We start from the raw sequence: 20021 nt of genomic DNA, 5'->3' as shown, positions 1-20021 counted from the left end.
CATTCTTTTGACCCCGACGGCGGAGCCTCGCCCCTTTGAAATACCTCGTCTCCTTTCGTACTACGCTGAAAGTTTCTCGCTATCTGTTCCGGGCGCTGGCGCTCCTGCTTTGGCTGCTGGTGGCCTTGCTGTCGGTGTTTTACATCGTCAATGCGCTGCACCAGAAAGAAGCGGAGATCCGTCAGGAGTTTAATTTAAGCTCCGATCAGGCCCAGCGCTACATTCAGCGAACGTCTGACGTGATGAAGGAGCTGAAGTACATCGCCGAAAATCGGCTCACGGCGGAAAACGGTATCCTTGCCCTGCGCGGGCGTAATGACAAAACCGAAGTGCCGGACTTCCAGCCGCTGTTCCCGGACTCCGATTGCTCCACCATGAGCAACACCTGGCGCGGGTCGCTGGAATCCCTCGCCTGGTTTATGCGCTACTGGCGCGACAATTTCTCCGCCGCCTACGATCTCAACCGCGTGTTCCTGATCGGCAGCGAAAATCTCTGTATGGCTGATTTTGGCCTGCGCGATGTACCCGTCGAGCGCGATGATGCGCTGAAAAGCCTGCACGAGCGCATTGTGAAATATCGCAATGCGCCGCAGGATGAGCGCGGGAACAACATTTTCTGGATAAGCCAGGGGCCGCGCATGGGCGTGGGCTATTTTTACGCTCTCACTCCTGTTTATCTGGGCAATCGCCTGCAGGCGCTGCTGGGGATTGAGCAGACTATCCGCATGGAAAACTTCTTCACGCCGGGCAGCCTGCCGATGGGCGTGACCATTCTGGATGAAAACGGGCATCAGCTGATCTCACTCGCCGGGCCAGATAATCGCCTGAACGTTGAGCCGCACTGGATGCAGGAGCGCTCATGGTTTGGCTATACCTCCGGCTTCCGCGAGCTGGTGCTGAAAAAAAGCCTGCCGCCTTCGTCGCTGAGTATCGTCTACTCGCTGCCGGTGGATATGGTGCTTGAGCGGATCCGCATCCTTATTATGAATGCGATTCTGCTGAACCTGCTGGTGGGGGGCGCGCTGTTTACGCTGGCGCGCATGTATGAGCGGAAAATCTTTATTCCTGCCGAAAACGACGCCCAGCGTCTGGAGGAGCACGAGCAGTTTAACCGTAAGATTGTCGCCTCGGCACCGGTAGGGATCTGCATTCTGCGTACCCAGGACGGGACCAACATCCTGAGTAACGAGCTGGCGCACAACTACCTGAACATGCTGACGCACGAGGATCGGCAAAGGCTGACGCAAATCATCTGTGGCCAGCAGGTGAACTTTGTCGACGTGCTCACCAGCACACACACCAACCTGCAGATCAGCTTTGTCCATTCCCGCTATCGCAATGAAAACGTGGCGATTTGCGTGCTGGTGGATGTCTCCGCACGCGTGAAGATGGAAGAGTCGCTGCAGGAGATGGCGCAGGCCGCGGAGCAGGCCAGCCAGTCGAAATCCATGTTCCTTGCTACCGTCAGCCACGAGCTGCGTACGCCGCTTTACGGCATCATTGGTAACCTCGATCTGCTGCAGACGAAAGAGTTGCCGAAAGGGGTCGACAGGCTGGTGACGGCGATGAACAACTCCTCCAGTCTGCTGCTGAAGATCATCAGCGATATTCTCGACTTCTCCAAAATTGAGTCTGAGCAGCTGAAAATCGAGCCGCGCGAGTTTTCGCCGCGTGAGGTGATGAACCACATCAGCGCCAACTATCTGCCGCTGGTGGTGCGTAAACAGCTGGGGCTCTACTGCTTTATTGAACCGGACGTGCCGCTGACGCTGCACGGCGATCCGATGCGCCTGCAGCAGGTCATCTCAAACCTGCTCAGCAACGCCATTAAATTCACCGATATCGGCTGTATTGTGTTGCACGTCTGCCGGGCGGGAGATTACCTCAGCATTCGCGTGCGCGATACGGGGGTGGGCATTCCGGCGAAAGAGGTGGTTCGTCTGTTCGACCCGTTCTTCCAGGTCGGAACCGGCGTCCAGCGTAACTTCCAGGGCACAGGCCTGGGGCTGGCGATCTGTGAGAAGCTCGTCAGCATGATGGACGGTGATATCTCGGTGGATACCGAGCCCGGCATGGGCAGCCAGTTCACCATCCGTATTCCGCTCTACTCGGCGCAGTATCCGGCAAAAACGACGGTTGACGGGCTGAGCGATAAGCGCTGCTGGCTGGCAGTCCACAATGCCTCGCTGAATGATTACCTGACGGCGTTGCTCACGTACAGCGGCGTCAGGGTGTGCCGCTATGAAGGCCAGACGCCGGACATGGACGATGTGCTGATTGCTGACGAGATGCCGGAGCAGCCGTGGCAGGGAAGAGGGACGGTACTCTTCTGCCGCCGCCATATCGGCATCCCGGCTGAGCGCGCGCCAGGAGAGTGGGTGCATAGCGTGGCAACGCCGCATGAGCTGTTGAGCCTGCTGGCCCGTATCTACAAAGTCGAGCTGGAAGAGAGCGACGGTGCAGGCGCGCTGCCGTCACCGGAAGGTCTGGCGTCAGTGAATGACGATATGATGATTCTGGTGGTGGATGACCATCCGATTAACCGCCGCCTGCTGGCTGACCAGCTTGGATCGCTGGGTTATCAGTGCAAAACGGCCAATGACGGTGTGGATGCGCTGAACGTGCTGAGTAAAAATCATATTGATATCGTGCTGAGCGACGTCAACATGCCAAATATGGATGGCTACCGTCTGACTCAGCGCATCCGACAGCTTGGCCTGACGCTGCCGGTGGTGGGCGTAACGGCGAACGCGCTGGCGGAAGAGAAACAGCGCTGTCTGGAGTCGGGAATGGACAGTTGCCTGTCGAAACCGGTGACGCTGGACGTACTGAAACAGACGTTGTCGGTTTATGCGGACCGCGTGAGAAAAACCAGAATATAAAAAAGGCCCGCGAGGGCCTTTTACGTTTTTCACCCTCTCCCACGGGGAGAGGGGCGGGGTGAGGGCATCAGGCCGCACACCCGTCCGGGATCAATCCTTATCCGTTGCGCTCAGCGTTACGGAGGAGAGATAGTTCAGCAGAGCAATATCGTTGTCCACGCCCAGCTTCATCATTGCTGATTTCTTCTGGCTGCTGATGGTTTTAATACTGCGGTTCAGTTTCTTGGCAATCTCGGTCACCAGGAAACCTTCGGCGAACAGGCGCAGAACTTCACTCTCTTTCGGGGACAGGCGTTTGTCACCGTAGCCACCCGCGCTGATTTTTTCCAGCAGGCGAGAGACGCTCTCAGGCGTGAACTTTTTGCCTTTCTGCAGCGCAGCGAGCGCTTTTGGCAGGTCGGTCGGTGCGCCCTGTTTCAGCACAATCCCTTCGATGTCCAGATCCAGCACGGCGCTCAGAATTGCCGGGTTGTTGTTCATGGTCAGAACAATGATCGAAATGTCAGGGAAGTGACGTTTAATATATTTGATGAGCGTAATCCCATCACCGTATTTGTCCCCAGGCATGGAGAGATCGGTAATGAGCACGTGTGCATCAAGCTTTGGGAGGTTATTGATCAGTGCTGTAGAGTCTTCAAATTCACCGACTACATTCACCCACTCGATCTGTTCAAGCGATTTGCGAATACCGAACAGTACAATCGGATGGTCATCGGCAATAATTACGTTCATATTGTTCATGTATAAGGCTACCTTGCTACAGCAAGCTTTTGACGTAGGCGTCAATGTCGCTGATGTATTTTTCAATGCCAGAGGCATCTTTCTCACGAATTAGATGTTCCAGCGTTTCACATAACTGCTTGCCGGGAACCAGATTAAGCATGGCAAACACCCCTTTAAGCCGGTGTGCTGTCTGCGCCAGCGCTGCAAAATCATTCGCAGCGGACTCAGTATACAACCGCTTAACATCATCTGGTACTGTATCAACAAAGAGTGAATAGTATCCGCTGGCGTGAAGCTCGGCATTTTCATTGCCGCCTAACGGGGATTCCGTTATCTCTTCCTGCGCCAGTTGCTCTTCTATTAGTTGTAGTACAGCTTCCTGCATCGCATTGCTTATATTAAAGTTGACGCGCAGCTGGCCAGGGCCGATTTTCCGCACGCCTGACTCATCATCGCTTAAAAGCAAGCCGGAGGCAGTAAGATTAGACGGATTATCAGTTAAAAACAGATCAAATTCTTGACTTGCCAGCCTTTCATCCGGCGTGATGCAGGCCGCGCCCCAGTTTTCGAGCTGACGAACCACAATATTGCGGATCTCGTTTGAGGTCACATCCACCATCACCACGACATCATCCAGCAGGCGTTCTTCATCTTCTTCCTGCGGATTGGCGGCCATTTTCACGTGCAGAGAGTAACGGGTGCCGAGCGATTCACGGGCCTTAATATTCAGATGGCCGCCGAGCTTGCGCGCCAGCTGATCGCACAGCCAGAAGGTCAGAGCATTGGCCTTGCCGTAATGATCGCTCTGCGTGTCGTTCAGGAACGGGAAGTGGAGGTTATCAATTTCACTTGTCGTCACGCCTTCCCCGGTGTCCAGAATGCGGAACGTCAGGCGATCTTCCGCCGACTCGTCGGTGCTCACTTCAAGGGTGATCTTGCCGATCTGCGTGGTGGTTACGGCGTACTGAATAATCATCAGCAGAATACGGCGCAGCGCCTCGCGATCGCCGTGGCGTTCGTCATTGGCCGGTAAATGGTTGTTGATCAGCAACTGCAGTCCTTTGCGCTTAATTACGGGCAGGACTTCAGGAACCACTTCATCGATCAGATCCTGAATGGAGAAGAGAGAAGGGGTGCCTTTCCAGAAATCATTCTCCAGCATGTTTGCCAGCTGGATCTCATCCACCATACGGACCAGCGAGTCGGCCTGGCAGGCAAGCTGGTGGCTTTCAGACGTGTTTAACGCCGCCGCCTGGGTCGCCAGCGTTTTTAATGGCTGCTTGAAGGCATCGCCGATATTCTGCATGAATGCCGCGCGCCCCTGCTGGTTCTTCTCATACAGCCTTTGCGCCTGCTTGAGCTTTTTATTGACCAGCACCTCGCGATCCTGATCGCGGATAATGAAGATTTGCGTGCGTGGCGCTACCTGGCTGCGGAACTGACGGATCTCGTACAGTTCATTGTTAATGGTGGCCTGAATAACCCCCTGGTGCTGATCCGCCATGGTGGTGATGTTCTGTAGGTTAAGGTGCGGCAGCAGGTGGTCAGCAATTTTATTGCTCATCACCGTCCGATTCGCTTCCTGATCGTGAACTAACACCCCAAGCGGCAGCACGGAAACAATCTCTTCATTGAGCGCGCGTAATACGCGCAGCTCATTGGTGTTGCCCGCGGAGACCGCAGAGGCATCGCTCTGGCGCCCAGGCTGGAAACGGAAGGTGCTGTAGCCAAACAGCGCCAGCGCCAGCAGGCCAATATTCAGCAGCAGAGGCAGCAGAATATTTTGCAGGGTGTCGAGCAGCAGCGTACCAAACGGAACCTGCCACACCAGACGCATGCCGGTTGAGTTCAGCGACGAGGCAATTTCAATTTTTGAGCCGTTAAAGGAGATTGTGACGCTCTCTGCGGCCTCTTTATCAGGCGCCGCACGCATGTTCTGGGTGCTGCTGTCCGGCTCCAGGCGGAAGCTGTCGAGCGGCATGTCCGGCGGGATCAAATCATTAATGGGTAAATCGAAGGCCACGACCGTCGCCAGATGTCCCGGCTGGTTAAAGGTGGTACGCAGGGTAAAATAGTGACCATTTTGCCAGGCCAGCCGGCGCAGCGATGAGAAGCTTTCACGTTCATCAAGGGCGTTGGCCTGCTGCAGCATCTCTGCCCGGCGGGAATCAACGATGCTGCCCACGGTGGTCTCTTTAAATCCGGAAGAGAGATCTTTCAACGGCAGCGTTGAGATCAGGATCATGCTGTTGTCCTGACCGTTCAGATAGTACATCGACCACGGCACCGTTTCGGCGCCCCAGAGGGTATCCAGATAAGTCGAAATACGCTGCGTCATCTCGAGGGTCGCGCTGTCGTGGGAGCCAAAGATTAGCGCCTCAGTTTTACGCTGCGGTTTTTCAAGATAGTAAACATCCTGCTTAAGCCGCGTCTCCTGAAGCCCATCTCCGGATGAGCTTGCAGGCGCAGCCGCAATGTTGTCGTAAATCTGCCAGGTGGCGTAGCGCCAGGTATCAATGCGCTTGTGGACGGCGTGGGTTATATCCACCACCTGATAGCTCTTATCCTTCAGCCAGGCGTTAACCGCGCTCTGTACCATCACGCCCATTGTGACTAACAGCACAACGATCAACAGAAGAAAGAAACGGGTGATGCTCCCGGGGAGGAGGGAGAATTTGCTCGGGGCGGTAGTTTCAGTCTGACTCATTGATATCTTTAACCCGTTATGGTCGTGCTCTGTGGCGATAGGGCAGTATAAAGGGTAATAACTGAATTTCCAGCGCCTCTGTCCTGGAAAGAAGCGACTTTTTCGATAAGCCGTACGAGAGAGGCGGAACGCGCTAAAGGTGTACAAATCCACGATGCGTGTACAAATAATCAGGGCTTCCTGTCAGTAAATAGCACGAATTAACAAGAAATTAAGTTTTGAGTGAATTTCGTCATAATGACGAGGCGTGGCGGCGAATTTAGTTAATAGTCGTTACAATTACGTGGCGGTAGCACAAAAAAAGAAAAGTTACGTAAAGAAGGGTAAAAAAAAACCGAATGCGATGCATCCGGTTGAATTAGGGATAAACAGACATTCAAAGCTGAATGACGGTAATAAATAAAGTTAATGATGATAGCGAGAGTTATTTTAGAGTTTGGGCGCGATCTTGTTTTGTCATTCAGTGCGGTAACGGTTTTTATTTTAACTTATTGATATATATGCGGTGATTTTTATTTTTGATTATAAGTGCTAAGTTTCTAAGCTATTTGTGCTTTGTAAAAGTTCCTTGATATTTACAATTTGAAACATGTTGGTGGGTAAATGAAACATCTTCAAAGTTTTCGTATCATATTCGCATTGGATTATTCTGCAATTTTGCGGAGAATGAAATTGCCGACTGGTTAATGAGGGTTAACCAGTAAGCAGTGGCAATTATAAGGCATATAACAGAGGGTTAATAAAATGAAAGTTAAAGTTCTGTCCCTCCTGGTACCAGCACTCCTGGTAGCAGGCGCAGCAAATGCGGCTGAAATTTACAACAAAGATGGCAACAAATTAGATCTGTACGGCAAAGTAGATGGTCTGCACTATTTCTCTGACGACAAGAGTGCCGACGGCGACCAGACTTACATGCGTCTTGGCTTCAAAGGCGAAACTCAGGTTAACGATCAGCTGACCGGTTACGGCCAGTGGGAATACCAGATTCAGGGCAATACGACTGAAAGCGACAACCAGTCCTGGACGCGTGTGGCGTTTGCCGGTCTGAAATTCGCTGAAGCAGGCTCTTTCGATTACGGTCGTAACTACGGTGTGATCTACGACGTAACCTCCTGGACTGACGTTCTGCCAGAATTTGGCGGCGATACCTATGGTTCAGATAACTTCCTGCAGTCTCGTGCTAACGGCGTGGCGACCTACCGTAACCAGGACTTCTTTGGTCTGGTGGATGGCCTGAACTTTGCTCTGCAGTATCAGGGTAAAAACGGCAGCGTAAGCGGCGAGAACGTCGGTGGACGTAGCCTGCTGAAACAGAACGGCGACGGCTACGGTGCATCCGTAACCTATAACCTGGGCGAAGGTTTCAGCGTGGGTGGTGCGATGTCCTCCTCCAAACGTACCGCTGACCAGAACGCACCGGGCGTTTACGGTAACGGCGATCACGCAGAAGTCTATTCTGGCGGCCTGAAATACGACGCCAACAACATCTACCTGGCAGCGCAGTACTCTCAGACCTACAACGCAACCCGCTTCGGTACCTCTAACGGCGACAGCCCGACTACCGCTTACGGTTTTGCTAACAAAGCGCAGAACTTCGAAGTGGTTGCTCAGTACCAGTTCGACTTCGGCCTGCGTCCATCCGTGGCTTACCTGCAGTCCAAAGGGAAAGACATCGAAGGTTACGGCGATCAGGATCTGCTGAAATATGTTGATGTAGGCGCGACTTACTACTTCAACAAAAACATGTCCACCTACGTGGATTACAAAATCAACCTGGTTGATGAAAATGAGTTCACCCGTCAGGCCGGTATCGGTACTGATGATATCGTCGCGCTGGGCCTGGTTTACCAGTTCTAATCGCGTCATCGTGTGACTTAAGGGGCCTGATGGCCCCTTTTTTGTGTCTTTCTGGTTCTCACAATGCCACCGTTTTGGTGTACTCTTGCCGCCCTGGCATGAGGATAATAATGAATGGACATGACTTTTTTACGCGCCAGCTTTCTGGCTATGCTGTTTTTCCTGACCGCGTGTGATGATTCCGCGCCCGTGGTGAAAACCGATGCACCCGCCGCGACGGTGCTCGAAGGCAAAACGATGGGCACCTTCTGGCGCGTCAGCGTGATGAACCTGGATAAAACCCGCGCTGAAGAGCTTCGCGGCAAAATCCAGGCTCAGCTGGATGCCGACGACCAGCTGCTCTCAACCTATAAAAATGACTCGGCGCTGATGCGCTTTAATCTCTCCACCAGTACCTCCCTGTGGCCGGTGAGCGAAGCGATGGCTGATATTGTTACCGAGTCAATGCGCGTGGGATATAAAACCAACGGCGCGATGGACGTGACCGTCGGACCGCTGGTGAACCTGTGGGGATTTGGCCCGAACAATCAGCCGGATACCACCCCCGATCAGGCGGCCATTGATGATGCCCGCGCCCGGACAGGATTAAAGCATCTGACGGTGATCAACCAGTACGGCCAGCAGTATCTGCAGAAAGACATCCCCGATCTGTTTGTCGATCTGTCAACGGTAGGCGAAGGTTACGCGGCGGATCACCTTGCGGCGCTGATGACGCAGGAAGGGATATCGCGCTACCTGGTCTCCGTGGGCGGCGCGTTAGTCAGCCGGGGCATGAACGCCACCGGCAAACCGTGGCGCGTAGCGATTCAAAAACCGACCGATCGGCAAAACGCCGTACAGGCCATTGTGGATATTAACGGGCACGGCATCAGTACGTCCGGCAGCTACCGTAACTATTACGAACTCGACGGGAAGCGTATTTCGCACGTGATTGACCCTCAGACCGGGCGTCCCATCACGCATAATCTGGTCTCGGTGACGGTGATAGCCCCCACCGCGCTGGAAGCGGATGCCTGGGATACCGGATTAATGGTGCTCGGCCCGGAAAAAGCTAAAGAGGTGGTTCGTCAGGAAGGGCTGGCGGTTTATATGATCACCAAAGAGGGCGACGGGTTTAAAACCTGGAGCTCGCCGCAGTTCAACAGCTTCCTGGTAAGCGACAAAAATTAAAAAGCAAGGTTGCGGGTTTTTTATCGCTGGCGCTCAGGCAGGCTAAAGGTATGCTTGTAAGAGGAGCTGATGATGAAAAATCCAACCTTCATGACCGATGAGGATCGCTGGCAGGCCGTGCTGGCCCGCGATCCGCGCGCTGACGACCGGTTTGTCTTTGCCGTACAGACGACGGGGATCTTTTGCCGCCCATCCTGCCGTGCCCGTCACGCCCTGCGTAAAAATGTCTGCTTTTATCCTGATGTCCAGCATGCCATTCAGGCCGGATTTCGCCCGTGCAAGCGCTGTATGCCGGACCAACGCGATCCGCAGCAGCAGAAGCTGGCGAAAGTGGAGCACGCCTGTCGCCTTCTGGAGCAGGATCCCGCGCTGACGCTGGAAGGGCTGGCGCAGCAGGTCGCCATGAGTCCTTTCCATTTCCACCGGCTGTTTAAGTCCGTCACCGGGATGACGCCAAAAGCCTGGCAGCAGGCGGCGCGGGGGCAGCGTCTGCGTACGGCGCTTGCGCAGGGGAACAAAATTACCGATGCCGTGCTGGCGGCAGGTTTTCCCGACAGCAGCACCTATTACCGCAAGGCCAACGACGCGCTGGGGATGACGGCGAAACAGTACCGCAAAGGTGAGGTATCGGTGCAGTACGCCATTGACGACTGTTCGTTAGGACGCTGTCTGGTCGCTGAAAGCGAGCGGGGGATTTGCGCGATACTGCTGGGTGACAACGATGCAGAATTAGCCGAAGAGCTGGCGACGCTGTTTCCAAACGCGGAATGTGCTCCACGGGAAGATGCCTTTGCGCAGCGTATCCGTCAGGTCATTGCCAGTATTGATAACCACGCGGTGCCGCTGGCGCTGCCGCTGGATATACGCGGCACCGCGTTCCAGGAGCGGGTCTGGCAGGCTCTTCGTGACATCCCCTGCGGGGAAACGGCCAGCTATCAGCAGGTGGCGCAGGCGATTGGCCAGCCCAACGCGGTGCGTGCCGTCGCCGGTGCCTGCGCGGCAAACAGGCTGGCGATTGTAATCCCCTGTCATCGCGTGGTTCGCAACGACGGCGCGCTGTCGGGTTACCGATGGGGGGCGGCGCGAAAAGCGCAATTACTGAAACGTGAGGCGAAACGCCGGGAGGAATAATGCTCGATCTTTTTGCGGATGCTGAACCCTGGCAGGAGCCGCTTGCGCCGGGAGCGACGATTCTGCGCCGCTTTGCACTCTCCCGCGCGGCGGCGCTGCTTGCCGGTATCGACGAGGTGATGGCCGTTTCACCGTTTCGCCATATGGTGACGCCGGGCGGCTACACCATGTCTGTTGCCATGGCTAACTGCGGGGAGTTAGGTTGGGCCACGAACGAGCGGGGCTATCTCTATGCCCCGGTCGATCCCTCCACTGGCCAGCCGTGGCCACCGATGCCTGCGGTTTTCCAGGCTCTCTGCCACGAGGCTGCCGTTGCAGCAGATTACCCTGACTTCCGGCCGGATGCCTGTCTGATTAACCGCTACGCCGTCGGCGCGAAGCTCTCGCTGCATCAGGACAAAGATGAACCCGATCTGCGCGCGCCCATCGTCTCGGTATCGTTGGGTCTGCCCGCCGTCTTCCAGTTTGGCGGTTTACGCCGCAACGATCCGCTCACGCGCATTATGCTGGAGCATGGCGACGTGGTGGTGTGGGGCAGGGAATCACGGCTGTTTTATCACGGAATTCAGCCCCTCAAGCCCGGTGTGCATCCCCTCACGGGCGAGTACCGTTTTAATCTGACTTTCCGTCAGGCGGGGTTGAGCAAACAAAAATAAGAATTATTCTTGATGTCCGCGCAGGGCAGTTTACACTGCTGGCTGATTTTTATTGTCCGGATTGCCTGCATGCAACTACTTCTTCTTGTCTGGCGTCAGTACCGCTGGCCCTTCATCGCCGTGATGGCGTTAAGCCTCGCCAGCGCTGCGCTGGGTATTGGTCTGATCGCATTTATTAACGTGCGGCTGATTGAAATGGTCGACACCTCACTCTCGGTTCTGCCGGAGTTTCTCGGCCTGCTGCTGCTGCTGATGGCGGTCACGCTGGGTTCCCAGCTGGCGCTGACCGCGCTCGGCCACCATTTCGTTTTTCGCCTGCGCAGCGAATTCATTAAGCGGATCCTCGACACGCAGGTTGAGCGCGTGGAGCAGCTCGGCAGCGCTTCCCTGCTGGCGGGGCTGACCAGCGACGTGCGTGCGATTACTATCGCGTTTGTCCGCCTGCCGGAGCTGGTGCAGGGGATCATCCTGACCTTTGGCTCGGCGGCCTATCTCGCCTGGCTTTCGACAAAAATGCTGGCGGTGACCGCGGTGTGGATTGCCATCACCATCTGGGGCGGTTTCGTGCTGGTGTCGCGCGTCTATAAACACATGGCGGTCCTGCGCGAAACGGAAGACAAACTTTATAACGATTACCAGACGGTGCTGGAAGGGCGCAAAGAGCTGACCCTCAACCGCGAGCGTGCCGAGCATATCTTCAATAACCTCTATATCCCGGACGCGCGCGAATACCGGCACCACATTATTCGCGCCGATACCTTCCACCTGAGCGCGGTGAACTGGTCCAACATTATGATGCTGGGCGCCATTGGCCTGGTGTTCTGGATGGCAAACAGCCTGGGCTGGGCGGACACCAACGTGGCGGCGACCTACTCGCTGACGCTGCTGTTCCTGCGTACGCCGCTGCTCTCGGCCGTCGGCGCATTGCCTACGTTACTCAGTGCGCAGGTAGCGTTTAACAAGCTTAAGAAGTTCGACCTGGCACCATTTAAGGCTGAATTCCCGCGCCCGCAGGCGTTCCCCAACTGGCAGACGCTGGAGCTGCGCGACGTAACGTTCCGCTATCAGGACAACGCCTTCTCCGTGGGGCCGGTCAATCTGACCATTCACCGGGGAGAACTGCTGTTCCTCATCGGCGGCAACGGCAGCGGTAAATCTACACTGGCGATGTTGCTCACCGGACTCTATCAGCCGCAGTCGGGCGAGATCCTGCTGGACGGCAAGGCGCTGAGCGCGGAGAAACCCGAGGATTATCGCAAGCTTTTCTCTGCGGTATTTACCGATGTCTGGCTGTTTGACCAGCTGCTGGGGCCGGAAGGGCAGCAGGCCAATCCGGCGCTGGTGGAAAAATGGCTTGCGCAGCTGCAGATGGCGCACAAGCTGGAGCTTCAGGACGGCAAAATCCTGAACCTCAAGCTCTCCAAAGGCCAGAAGAAGCGCGTGGCGCTGCTGCTGGCGCTGGCGGAAGAGCGTGACATCATTCTGCTGGATGAGTGGGCGGCGGATCAGGATCCGCATTTCCGCCGCGAGTTTTATCAGGTGCTGCTGCCGCTGATGCAGGAGATGGGCAAAACCATTTTCGCCATCAGCCACGACGATCATTACTTCATACATGCTGACCGCCTGCTGGAGATGCGCGACGGCAGGCTGAGCGAGTTGACCGGCGAAGAGCGCGATGCCGCGTCGCGTGATGCGGTGGCGCGTACGGCCTGATGCCCTCACCCTAACCCTCTCCCACAGGGAGAGGGGATAGATCGTGGCTGTAATGACGTATTTTTCTCCACCTCGGCCCGTTGTTTATTCTTATTTACATATCCCCGCGCTATGCTTAATGCCAACTTATTTCATGGATTTATGATTAATGTCGGTATTAAAGAAAAACAGCGCCAGGCAGCGTGACCAGGAGCGTGCGCGACTCATCTGGCTTCTCACGACTGATAAAGCGGTCACCTCTACGCTATTAGGCAAACTGACCCTGGCTGAGCAATATGATGTCGGCACCTTAGCCGACGATATTGCTGAGGTAGGTGCCCTGGTTGCCCATCTACCCCCGCCGGATCTGGCGGATACCCTGGAAGCGCTTCCCTCGGAAGAGCGTCACGCCCTGTGGCGCCTGGTGCAGGATCACGAGCGCGGGCAGGTGCTGCTTGAGGCGTCGGAAAACGTCTGGGATGACCTGATCGACGAGATGAGCGACCGGGATATTCTCGACGCGGTGCAAACCCTGGATATCGACGAGCAGATTTATCTGGTTCAGCATCTGCCGCGAAACCTGACCGGCCGCCTGCTGGCGTCACTGCCTGCCGATGAACGCGCGCGCGTGCGTCAGGTGATGCACTACGAGAAAAATAGCGTCGGCGCGATCATGGAGTTTGGCGTTATCACGGTACGTCCTGACGTCACGCTCGGCACCGTGCAGCGCTACCTGCGCCGCCTGGGCAGAATGCCGGATAACACCGATAAACTGTTTGTCACCTCGCGGGACAAAACCCTGCTCGGCGAGCTGGAGCTGAAAACCATCCTGCTCAACAGCACCCAGCGGAAGGTGAGCGAGGTGATGGAAAACGAGCCGATGGTATTCTCCCCGGAAGACGATGCGGAAAAAGCGGCGCGTACCTTCGAGCGTGATGACCTGGTGAGCGCGGCGGTCGTTGATTCCGTCGGCAAGCTGATGGGCCGTCTGACCATCGATGAGATCGTCGACGTAGTCTATGAAGAGACCGATAACGACCTGCGCGCACTCGGCGGGATTAGCGCGGAAGATGATGTCCACGCGTCTGTGGGCAAGGCGGTGAAAACGCGCTGGGCCTGGCTGGCTATCAACCTGTGTACCGCCTTTATTGCCTCCCGCGTGATTGACGGTTTCGAACACACCATTTCGCAGCTGGTGGCGCTGGCCTCGCTGATGCCGATTGTGGCCGGAATTGGCGGTAACACCGGAAACCAGACCATCACCATGATCGTTCGCGCGCTGGCGCTGGAAAACATTCAGCCCGGTAATTTCGCCTTTCTTATCTTCAGAGAGATGGGCGTGGCGCTGATCAACGGCCTGGTGTGGGGCGGGATTATGGGTGGCATTACCTGGTGGCTGTATGACGATATGGCCTTAGGCGGGGTGATGATGCTGGCGATGGTGCTGAATTTGCTGGTGGCATCAATGATGGGCGTCATTATCCCGCTGACGATGACCAAACTGGGGCGCGACCCCGCGGTGGGGTCGAGCGTGATGATCACCGCCATCACCGATACCGGCGGTTTCTTTATTTTTCTTGGGCTGGCAACGATTTTTCTGCTTTAAGCCGACGCTTAATGCGGGCGGGAAGCAGGGCCATGACGATAATCCCGCCCAGCACGCCAATGGCCAGGTTGCCGGTTGATACCGTGGCGGCTACCGTCACCAGCATCACCACCGTTTCGGCAATCGGGGCTTTTTTTATCGTGGCGGGCTGAAGACTGTGCCAGCTGAAGGTTTTGATGGCGACAATCGCCATAATCCCCGCCAGCACCGCCATTGGAATTTTTGCCATCACTTCGCTGAGCGCCGTCACCAGGATCAGCAGCACAATGCCCGCCGCAAGGGTTGAAACGCGGCTTCGTCCTTTCCCCATCTCCACGTTGACGATGGTTTGTCCGATCATCGCGCAGCCCGCAATACCGCCATAAAAACCGGCCAGAATATTGCCGACGCCCAGCCCGATGCTCTCACGGCGTTTGCTCGATGGCGTTACGGTCAGCTCATCCACCAGCTTTGCCGTCAGCAGGGACTCCAGCAGGCCGACGAAGGCGATACTCAAAGCGCACGGCCAGATAATGTTCAGCGTCTGTAAATTAAGCGGCACCAGCAGCTCGGTAAGCCCCGGCAAACCACCGCTCATGGAGCCTTCATCACCCACGGTCGGCAGGATTTGACCGGTTGAAACGGTAAATAAGGTAAGCACAACAATCGCAATCAGTGGGGAAGGGATGCTTTTGATATAGCGCGGTACCCACAGCACGATCAGCAGCGTCAGCACGAACAGACCGACAATCAGCGGGCTTCGGCTCCAGAAATGCGGCACCTGAGCGAAGAAGATCAAAATGCCCAGGGCGTTAACAAATCCGGTCATCACCGACTGGGGAATAAAGCGCATCAGTCTTGCCATGCCCAGCACGCCAAACAGAATCTGAATCACGCCAGCCATTAGTACGGCGGGAAGAATGTACTGTACCCCGTGCTGATGCACCATCGGGCCAATGACCAGCGCCACGGAACCGGCCGCTGCCGTGACCATCGCCGGACGACCGCCCAGCACGGACAGAGCCAGGCACAGCACCACGGAGGCGATCAGGCTGACCTTCGGGTCAACGCCCGCCACCACGGAAAATGAGATGACTTCGGGGATCAGCGCCAGAGCGGTAATCACCCCCGCCAGCGTTTCACGCGTCAGTTGTTTAGGGGAACGCAGTACGCTGGCTACACGGTCTTCAGGGGAAACAGCAGAATGGGATAATGACATAACAGTTCGCTGGTTAGGGCAGGCTTCCGTGCGCGCGATCACAAAGTGCAGCATAGTAGCCATAAATTCCCCGTATTGCCAGTTGCGCGCCGCAATCCCCTACAAACAATCCATCATTAAATTTCACAATTACAATAATTTCGTAACCTTTAAACAATATTTAAAAGTTGTTACCGTGCCCACGCAGCTTGTTTCACCTGCACTTTCCACGCATCAAGCACTTTTACACTAAGGCATAAATTATGAAAAAAATGACTGCCATGCTCTTTTCTCTGGCCGTCGGGCTCAACGCCGTCTCAATGGCAGCGAAAGCAGACGCACCAAAAGAGCAGGAAACGGACGTCCTTTTAATTGGTGGCGGCATCATGAGCGCCACGCTGGGAACCTATCTGCAAGAACTGCAGCCGGACTGGTCCATGACCATGGTCGAGCGCCTCGATGGCGTGGCGCAGGAGAGTTCGAACGGCTGGAACAACGCCGGTACCGGACATTCGGCACTCATGGAACTGAACTATACGCCGCAGAAAAAGGACGGTTCCATTAGTATCGAGAAGGCGGTAGAGATCAACGAAGCGTTCCAGATTTCTCGCCAGTTCTGGTCTCACCAGGTTAACAGCGGCGTGATGCACGATCCGCACTCCTTTATTAACACCGTGCCACACATGAGCTTTGTGTGGGGTGAGCAGAACGTTAACTTCCTGCGCGCGCGTTACGCTGCATTGCAGCAGAGCACGCTGTTCCGCGGCATGAAATATTCCGAAGACCACGCGCAGATCAAAGAGTGGGCACCGCTGGTCATGGAAGGTCGTGACCCGAACCAGAAAGTGGCGGCGACCCGTACCGAAATTGGTACCGACGTGAACTACGGCGAAATCACCCGTCAGTTGGTTGCATCCCTGAAGAAGAAAGAGAACTTCAATCTGCAGCTCAGCACCGAAGTGCGCGGCTTTAAGCGCAACGCGGATAACAGCTGGAGCGTGACCGTTGCCGATCTGAAAAACAACGAAGCTGAGCACGTCATCAAGGCGAAGTTTGTCTTTATCGGTGCGGGCGGCGCGGCGCTGAAGCTGCTGCAGGAGTCCGGTATTCCTGAAGCTGACGACTACGCGGGCTTCCCGGTCGGCGGCCAGTTCCTGGTGTCCGAGAACCCGGAAGTGGTGAATCGCCATCTGGCGAAAGTGTACGGTCAGGCTTCCGTGGGCGCGCCACCGATGTCCGTTCCGCACATCGACACCCGTATGCTTGACGGTAAACGCGTGGTGCTGTTCGGACCGTTCGCGACCTTCTCAACCAAGTTCCTGAAAAACGGCTCCCTGTGGGATCTGCTGAGCGCGACTACTACCTCTAACGTCAAACCGATGATGGACGTGGGTCTGGATAACTTCGATCTGGTGAAATACCTGATTAGCCAGGTGATGCTTTCTGATGAAGAACGCTTCGAGGCGCTGAAAGAGTACTATCCGCAGGCGAAGAAAGAAGACTGGCGTCTGTGGCAGGCGGGTCAGCGCGTGCAGATCATCAAGCGCGATCCGAAAGAGGGTGGTGTGCTGCGTCTGGGTACCGAAGTGGTGAGCGATAAAGATGGCACGATTGCCGCGCTGCTGGGTGCGTCACCGGGTGCGTCTACCGCTGCGCCAATCATGCTGCACCTGATGGAAAAAGTGTTTAAAGACAAAGTCGCCAGCCCTGAATGGCAGGCGAAGCTGAAAACCATTATTCCATCCTACGGCACAAAGCTGAACGGTAACGTGGATGCGACGGAACAAGAGCTGGAATATACCAGCCGCGTACTGCAACTGCAGTATGTGAAGCCGCAGGCTGCGGATGCTGCGCCGAAAGCGGAGCTGAAGCCTCAGCCGGAAAACAAACCGGTTGCGGATATCGCGCTGTAAGGTAAAAGCAAAACGGTAACATCTGTTACCGTTTTTAGTGTTTTCTCCCTCTCCCCGTGGGAGAGGGGGGGTGAGGGCACCAGAGCGCACCCTGTCCGGGTCGGGTAAGGCGAAGCCGCCACCCGACTTATTTTTAACGTACTACCGCTTGTCCGACGTTCTCGTCCGCCTTCCATACGCGATACTTCACTTCCACGTTTTCCGGCGTATAGACCACGATCGGCAACTTGCTGTTGTAGCGCAGCAGACTGTTGTCGCCGAGATACGCCGTCACAAATTTCTTCTCTTTCTTGCCGTCCGGGCAGGCCATCATGGTAGAGACCGGAGAGGTTACTTTATCAAAGACGTAATAGTCGTAACCCCAGCCTTCCAGCGTTTTGCTTTCCAGCTGACCGCCCAGACGGTGCTGGTTACAGTCCACTTCCAGCGTTTTGCCAATTAACAGTTCCACTTTGTAATTCGCTTCGTCCTGCTGAACCGGCAGCTGGATCACCTGACGCTTCATACCTTTTTCCGCTTGCGGATACGGAGCGACTTTTTCCAGCGGTTGTGCTTTTTGGGCATCATTGGCGAAAGCGCTGGTGCTGACGCACGCGGCGGCGATGAGGGCGATGGCAAATTTAGGGGCGTTTTTCATTGTCATTCCTTTATGTCAAAACGGTCCTGCACAGATTAACATAACGCATATGAATGGATGGTGGTATTTACTTACATTTTCATTATATACAGAACAATAAACTTGTTTTTGATGGTTTTATTGGTTTTTTGTACTGAGGTGGAGTCTGGCGGGCGTTCGTGTTATTTTAGACCTCATATAATGTTATTCATCTGTAAAAGGGAAGAGAGATGGTTCGTGCAAAACTGAAAACGCCTGAAGGCCGCAAGTTCCTCCTGGCGCTACTGGTCGTGTTTATGATTGCTGCCGCGTGCGTCGGGCGGGCCACCATCGTTGGCGTCATCGAACAGTACAACATTCCTCTCTCCGCCTGGACCACCAGCATGTATGTGCTGCAATCGGCGATGATCTTCGTTTACAGCCTTGTTTTCACCGTGCTGCTTGCTATCCCGTTGGGCATTTTCTTCCTGGGCGGACGTGAAAAACACTAAGCATTCACCTGCTATAAAAAGCCAGCCTGCGGGCTGGCTTTTTTTATGTTTGATGATATTTATTCGCATTTCCAGGATATTCTGTGTCGAACGAGGTTGGTCGACATAAAGCAGGAGATGTTCAATGTTTTCCCGGTTTGCAACGCTCAGCCGGATCCCGAAAGGCGTCTGGGTTGTAGGTGGAGTCAGTATGCTGATGGATATCTCCTCGGAGATCATTCACAGCCTGCTGCCGCTGTTTATGGTCACGACGCTGGGAGCCAGCGTGATTTTCATTGGCTTGATTGAAGGCCTGGCTGAGGCCACCGCGCTGTTTATCAAAGTTTTTTCTGGGGCAATCAGTGACTACCTGGGCAAACGTAAAGGACTGGCGGTGCTGGGCTACGGTCTTGGCGCGCTGAGTAAGCCGCTGTTCGCTATCGCCTCTTCGTCGGGCATGATTCTGGGGGCACGCTTAATCGACCGGGTAGGGAAGGGGATCCGTGGTGCGCCGCGCGATGCGCTGGTCGCTGACGTTACGCCGCCGGAACTTCGCGGCGCGGCTTTTGGTCTGCGTCAGTCGATGGACACCATCGGCGCATTTCTCGGGCCGCTGCTGGCCGTAGGCTTAATGCTGCTGTGGAACGATGATTTTCGCACTATTTTCTGGATCGCGGTGATACCCGGCGTGCTCGCTGTGGCGCTGCTTTTCTTTGGCCTGCATGAGCCGAAAACCCCCGTCGAACATAAACGCACGAATCCCATCAAAAAAGAGAACCTCAGGCGCCTCGGGAAAGGCTGCTGGTGGGTCATTGGCCTCGGCGCCGTCTTCACGCTCGCACGCTTCAGTGAAGCTTTTCTTGTCCTTCGCGCGCAGCAGTCGGGGGTGCCGTTGGCGCTGATCCCGCTGGTGATGGTTGCCATGAACCTGCTCTACTTCCTTTCAGCCTATCCGTTTGGCAAGCTATCCGACACGATGAACCACACCCGGCTGCTGCAGTGGGGGCTGGTGGTGCTGATTGGTGCGGACATAGTTCTGGCGATGAGCACCCACTGGGCCGGCATTATTTTAGGCGTTGCGCTTTGGGGAATTCATATGGGGATGACGCAAGGGTTGCTGGCGGCAATGATTGCTAAAACGGCTCCTGCGGATCTGCGCGGTACCGCCTACGGTATTTTTAGCCTGGTCAGCGGCGTGGGGTTATTAGTCGCCAGTCTCGGGGCCGGTGCCATCTGGGAAACGTGGGGGGCGCAGTATACGTTTTATGCCGGGGCGGTGATTTGTCTGGCGACACTGGTGTATCTGAGCAAAACGCCGGATGAGGTGAAATAAAAAAACCAGCCGTAAAAGGCTGGTTTTCAATAGCTCAGCCGGGGGAGGCGCCTATTTTTTCTCAAACCTCTTTTGATTGCACTCTATA

Annotated in this window: 14 protein-coding genes; 10 read left to right on the top strand and 4 right to left on the bottom strand. The window is 55.4% G+C overall.

What is annotated here, in order from left to right:
- The first annotated feature begins 35 nt into the window (after positions 1 to 35).
- Positions 36 to 2882 carry a two-component system sensor histidine kinase RcsC gene (gene rcsC, locus MX657_RS15650; protein WP_080328579.1) on the top strand — a complete coding sequence of 949 codons (2847 nt, stop codon included), beginning with the start codon at positions 36 to 38 and terminating at the stop codon, positions 2880 to 2882.
- A 90-nt stretch (positions 2883 to 2972) separates the two neighbouring features.
- Here rcsC and rcsB read toward each other — a convergent pair whose 3' ends face one another.
- Positions 2973 to 3623 (bottom strand): response regulator transcription factor RcsB, encoded by a 651-nt coding sequence (rcsB, locus tag MX657_RS15645; protein WP_003859405.1) that lies wholly within the window; start codon positions 3621 to 3623, stop codon positions 2973 to 2975.
- A gap of 16 nt (positions 3624 to 3639) precedes the next feature.
- Positions 3640 to 6312 carry a phosphotransferase RcsD gene (gene rcsD, locus MX657_RS15640; protein WP_346806129.1) on the bottom strand — a complete coding sequence of 891 codons (2673 nt, stop codon included), beginning with the start codon at positions 6310 to 6312 and terminating at the stop codon, positions 3640 to 3642.
- 744 nt (positions 6313 to 7056) lie between these two features.
- Here rcsD and MX657_RS15635 point away from each other — a divergent pair.
- From MX657_RS15635 to mgtE, 6 genes are all read left to right on the top strand, one after another.
- Complete coding sequence (locus MX657_RS15635; RefSeq protein WP_080328581.1) at positions 7057 to 8169, top strand: porin OmpC; 1113 nt, start codon at positions 7057 to 7059, stop codon at positions 8167 to 8169.
- A 114-nt stretch (positions 8170 to 8283) separates the two neighbouring features.
- The gene (gene apbE, locus MX657_RS15630) at positions 8284 to 9339 is read left to right on the top strand and encodes an FAD:protein FMN transferase ApbE (RefSeq protein WP_346806128.1); all 1056 of its coding nucleotides are present in this window, start codon (positions 8284 to 8286) and stop codon (positions 9337 to 9339) included.
- 72 nt (positions 9340 to 9411) lie between these two features.
- Positions 9412 to 10470: a bifunctional DNA-binding transcriptional regulator/O6-methylguanine-DNA methyltransferase Ada gene (gene ada, locus MX657_RS15625; protein WP_346808565.1), complete on the top strand. Its 1059-nt coding sequence runs from the start codon at positions 9412 to 9414 to the stop codon at positions 10468 to 10470.
- A complete protein-coding gene (alkB, locus tag MX657_RS15620) occupies positions 10470 to 11126 on the top strand; it encodes a DNA oxidative demethylase AlkB (protein ID WP_346806127.1) in 657 nt (218 codons plus the stop codon). Before ada ends, alkB begins: the two co-directional genes overlap by 1 nt.
- Before the next feature lie 69 nt (positions 11127 to 11195).
- Complete coding sequence (locus tag MX657_RS15615; protein ID WP_346806126.1) at positions 11196 to 12839, top strand: multidrug ABC transporter permease/ATP-binding protein; 1644 nt, start codon at positions 11196 to 11198, stop codon at positions 12837 to 12839.
- A gap of 148 nt (positions 12840 to 12987) precedes the next feature.
- The gene (mgtE, locus tag MX657_RS15610) at positions 12988 to 14424 is read left to right on the top strand and encodes a magnesium transporter (protein WP_080328585.1); all 1437 of its coding nucleotides are present in this window, start codon (positions 12988 to 12990) and stop codon (positions 14422 to 14424) included.
- Here mgtE and MX657_RS15605 read toward each other — a convergent pair.
- Positions 14387 to 15676 (bottom strand): SulP family inorganic anion transporter, encoded by a 1290-nt coding sequence (locus MX657_RS15605; RefSeq protein ID WP_346808564.1) that lies wholly within the window; start codon positions 15674 to 15676, stop codon positions 14387 to 14389. The genes mgtE and MX657_RS15605 overlap by 38 nt on opposite strands.
- 188 nt (positions 15677 to 15864) lie before the next feature.
- Here MX657_RS15605 and mqo point away from each other — a divergent pair, with 188 nt between their 5' ends.
- Positions 15865 to 17514 carry a malate dehydrogenase (quinone) gene (gene mqo, locus MX657_RS15600; protein WP_119915462.1) on the top strand — a complete coding sequence of 550 codons (1650 nt, stop codon included), beginning with the start codon at positions 15865 to 15867 and terminating at the stop codon, positions 17512 to 17514.
- 133 nt (positions 17515 to 17647) lie between these two features.
- Here the strand turns inward: mqo and eco are convergent, their stop codons facing one another.
- Positions 17648 to 18151, bottom strand: a complete 504-nt coding sequence (gene eco, locus MX657_RS15595) for a serine protease inhibitor ecotin (protein ID WP_119915463.1) — start codon at positions 18149 to 18151, stop codon at positions 17648 to 17650.
- A gap of 209 nt (positions 18152 to 18360) precedes the next feature.
- Between eco and MX657_RS15590 the strand changes: the two genes are divergently transcribed.
- Both MX657_RS15590 and MX657_RS15585 read left to right on the top strand, forming a co-directional pair.
- A complete protein-coding gene (locus tag MX657_RS15590; RefSeq protein WP_008500962.1) occupies positions 18361 to 18621 on the top strand; it encodes a DUF2534 family protein in 261 nt (86 codons plus the stop codon).
- A 124-nt stretch (positions 18622 to 18745) separates the two neighbouring features.
- The gene (locus MX657_RS15585; RefSeq protein WP_346806125.1) at positions 18746 to 19933 is read left to right on the top strand and encodes an MFS transporter; all 1188 of its coding nucleotides are present in this window, start codon (positions 18746 to 18748) and stop codon (positions 19931 to 19933) included.
- Positions 19934 to 20021: the final 88 nt, after the last annotated feature.

The organism is Enterobacter chuandaensis (genome assembly GCF_039718975.1).
Lineage (GTDB): Bacteria > Pseudomonadota > Gammaproteobacteria > Enterobacterales > Enterobacteriaceae > Enterobacter > Enterobacter chuandaensis.
The sequence above is the reverse complement of the archived record's forward strand: the minus strand, read 5'-3'. Positions and strand labels throughout refer to the sequence as shown.

Bases quoted from the DNA above. Each gene is read 5' to 3' on its own strand.
- mqo (WP_119915462.1), top strand. From the start codon at position 15,865: ATGAAAAAAATGACTGCCATGCTCTTTTCTCTGGCCGTCGGGCTCAAC.
- rcsB (WP_003859405.1), bottom strand. From the start codon at position 3,623: ATGAACAATATGAACGTAATTATTGCCGATGACCATCCGATTGTACTG.
- alkB (WP_346806127.1), top strand. From the start codon at position 10,470: ATGCTCGATCTTTTTGCGGATGCTGAACCCTGGCAGGAGCCGCTTGCG.
- apbE (WP_346806128.1), top strand. From the start codon at position 8,284: ATGGACATGACTTTTTTACGCGCCAGCTTTCTGGCTATGCTGTTTTTC.
- MX657_RS15615 (WP_346806126.1), top strand. From the start codon at position 11,196: ATGCAACTACTTCTTCTTGTCTGGCGTCAGTACCGCTGGCCCTTCATC.
- MX657_RS15590 (WP_008500962.1), top strand. From the start codon at position 18,361: ATGGTTCGTGCAAAACTGAAAACGCCTGAAGGCCGCAAGTTCCTCCTG.
- MX657_RS15585 (WP_346806125.1), top strand. From the start codon at position 18,746: ATGTTTTCCCGGTTTGCAACGCTCAGCCGGATCCCGAAAGGCGTCTGG.
- MX657_RS15635 (WP_080328581.1), top strand. From the start codon at position 7,057: ATGAAAGTTAAAGTTCTGTCCCTCCTGGTACCAGCACTCCTGGTAGCA.
- eco (WP_119915463.1), bottom strand. From the start codon at position 18,151: ATGAAAAACGCCCCTAAATTTGCCATCGCCCTCATCGCCGCCGCGTGC.
- MX657_RS15605 (WP_346808564.1), bottom strand. From the start codon at position 15,676: ATGCTGCACTTTGTGATCGCGCGCACGGAAGCCTGCCCTAACCAGCGA.
- rcsD (WP_346806129.1), bottom strand. From the start codon at position 6,312: ATGAGTCAGACTGAAACTACCGCCCCGAGCAAATTCTCCCTCCTCCCC.
- ada (WP_346808565.1), top strand. From the start codon at position 9,412: ATGAAAAATCCAACCTTCATGACCGATGAGGATCGCTGGCAGGCCGTG.
- mgtE (WP_080328585.1), top strand. From the start codon at position 12,988: ATGTCGGTATTAAAGAAAAACAGCGCCAGGCAGCGTGACCAGGAGCGT.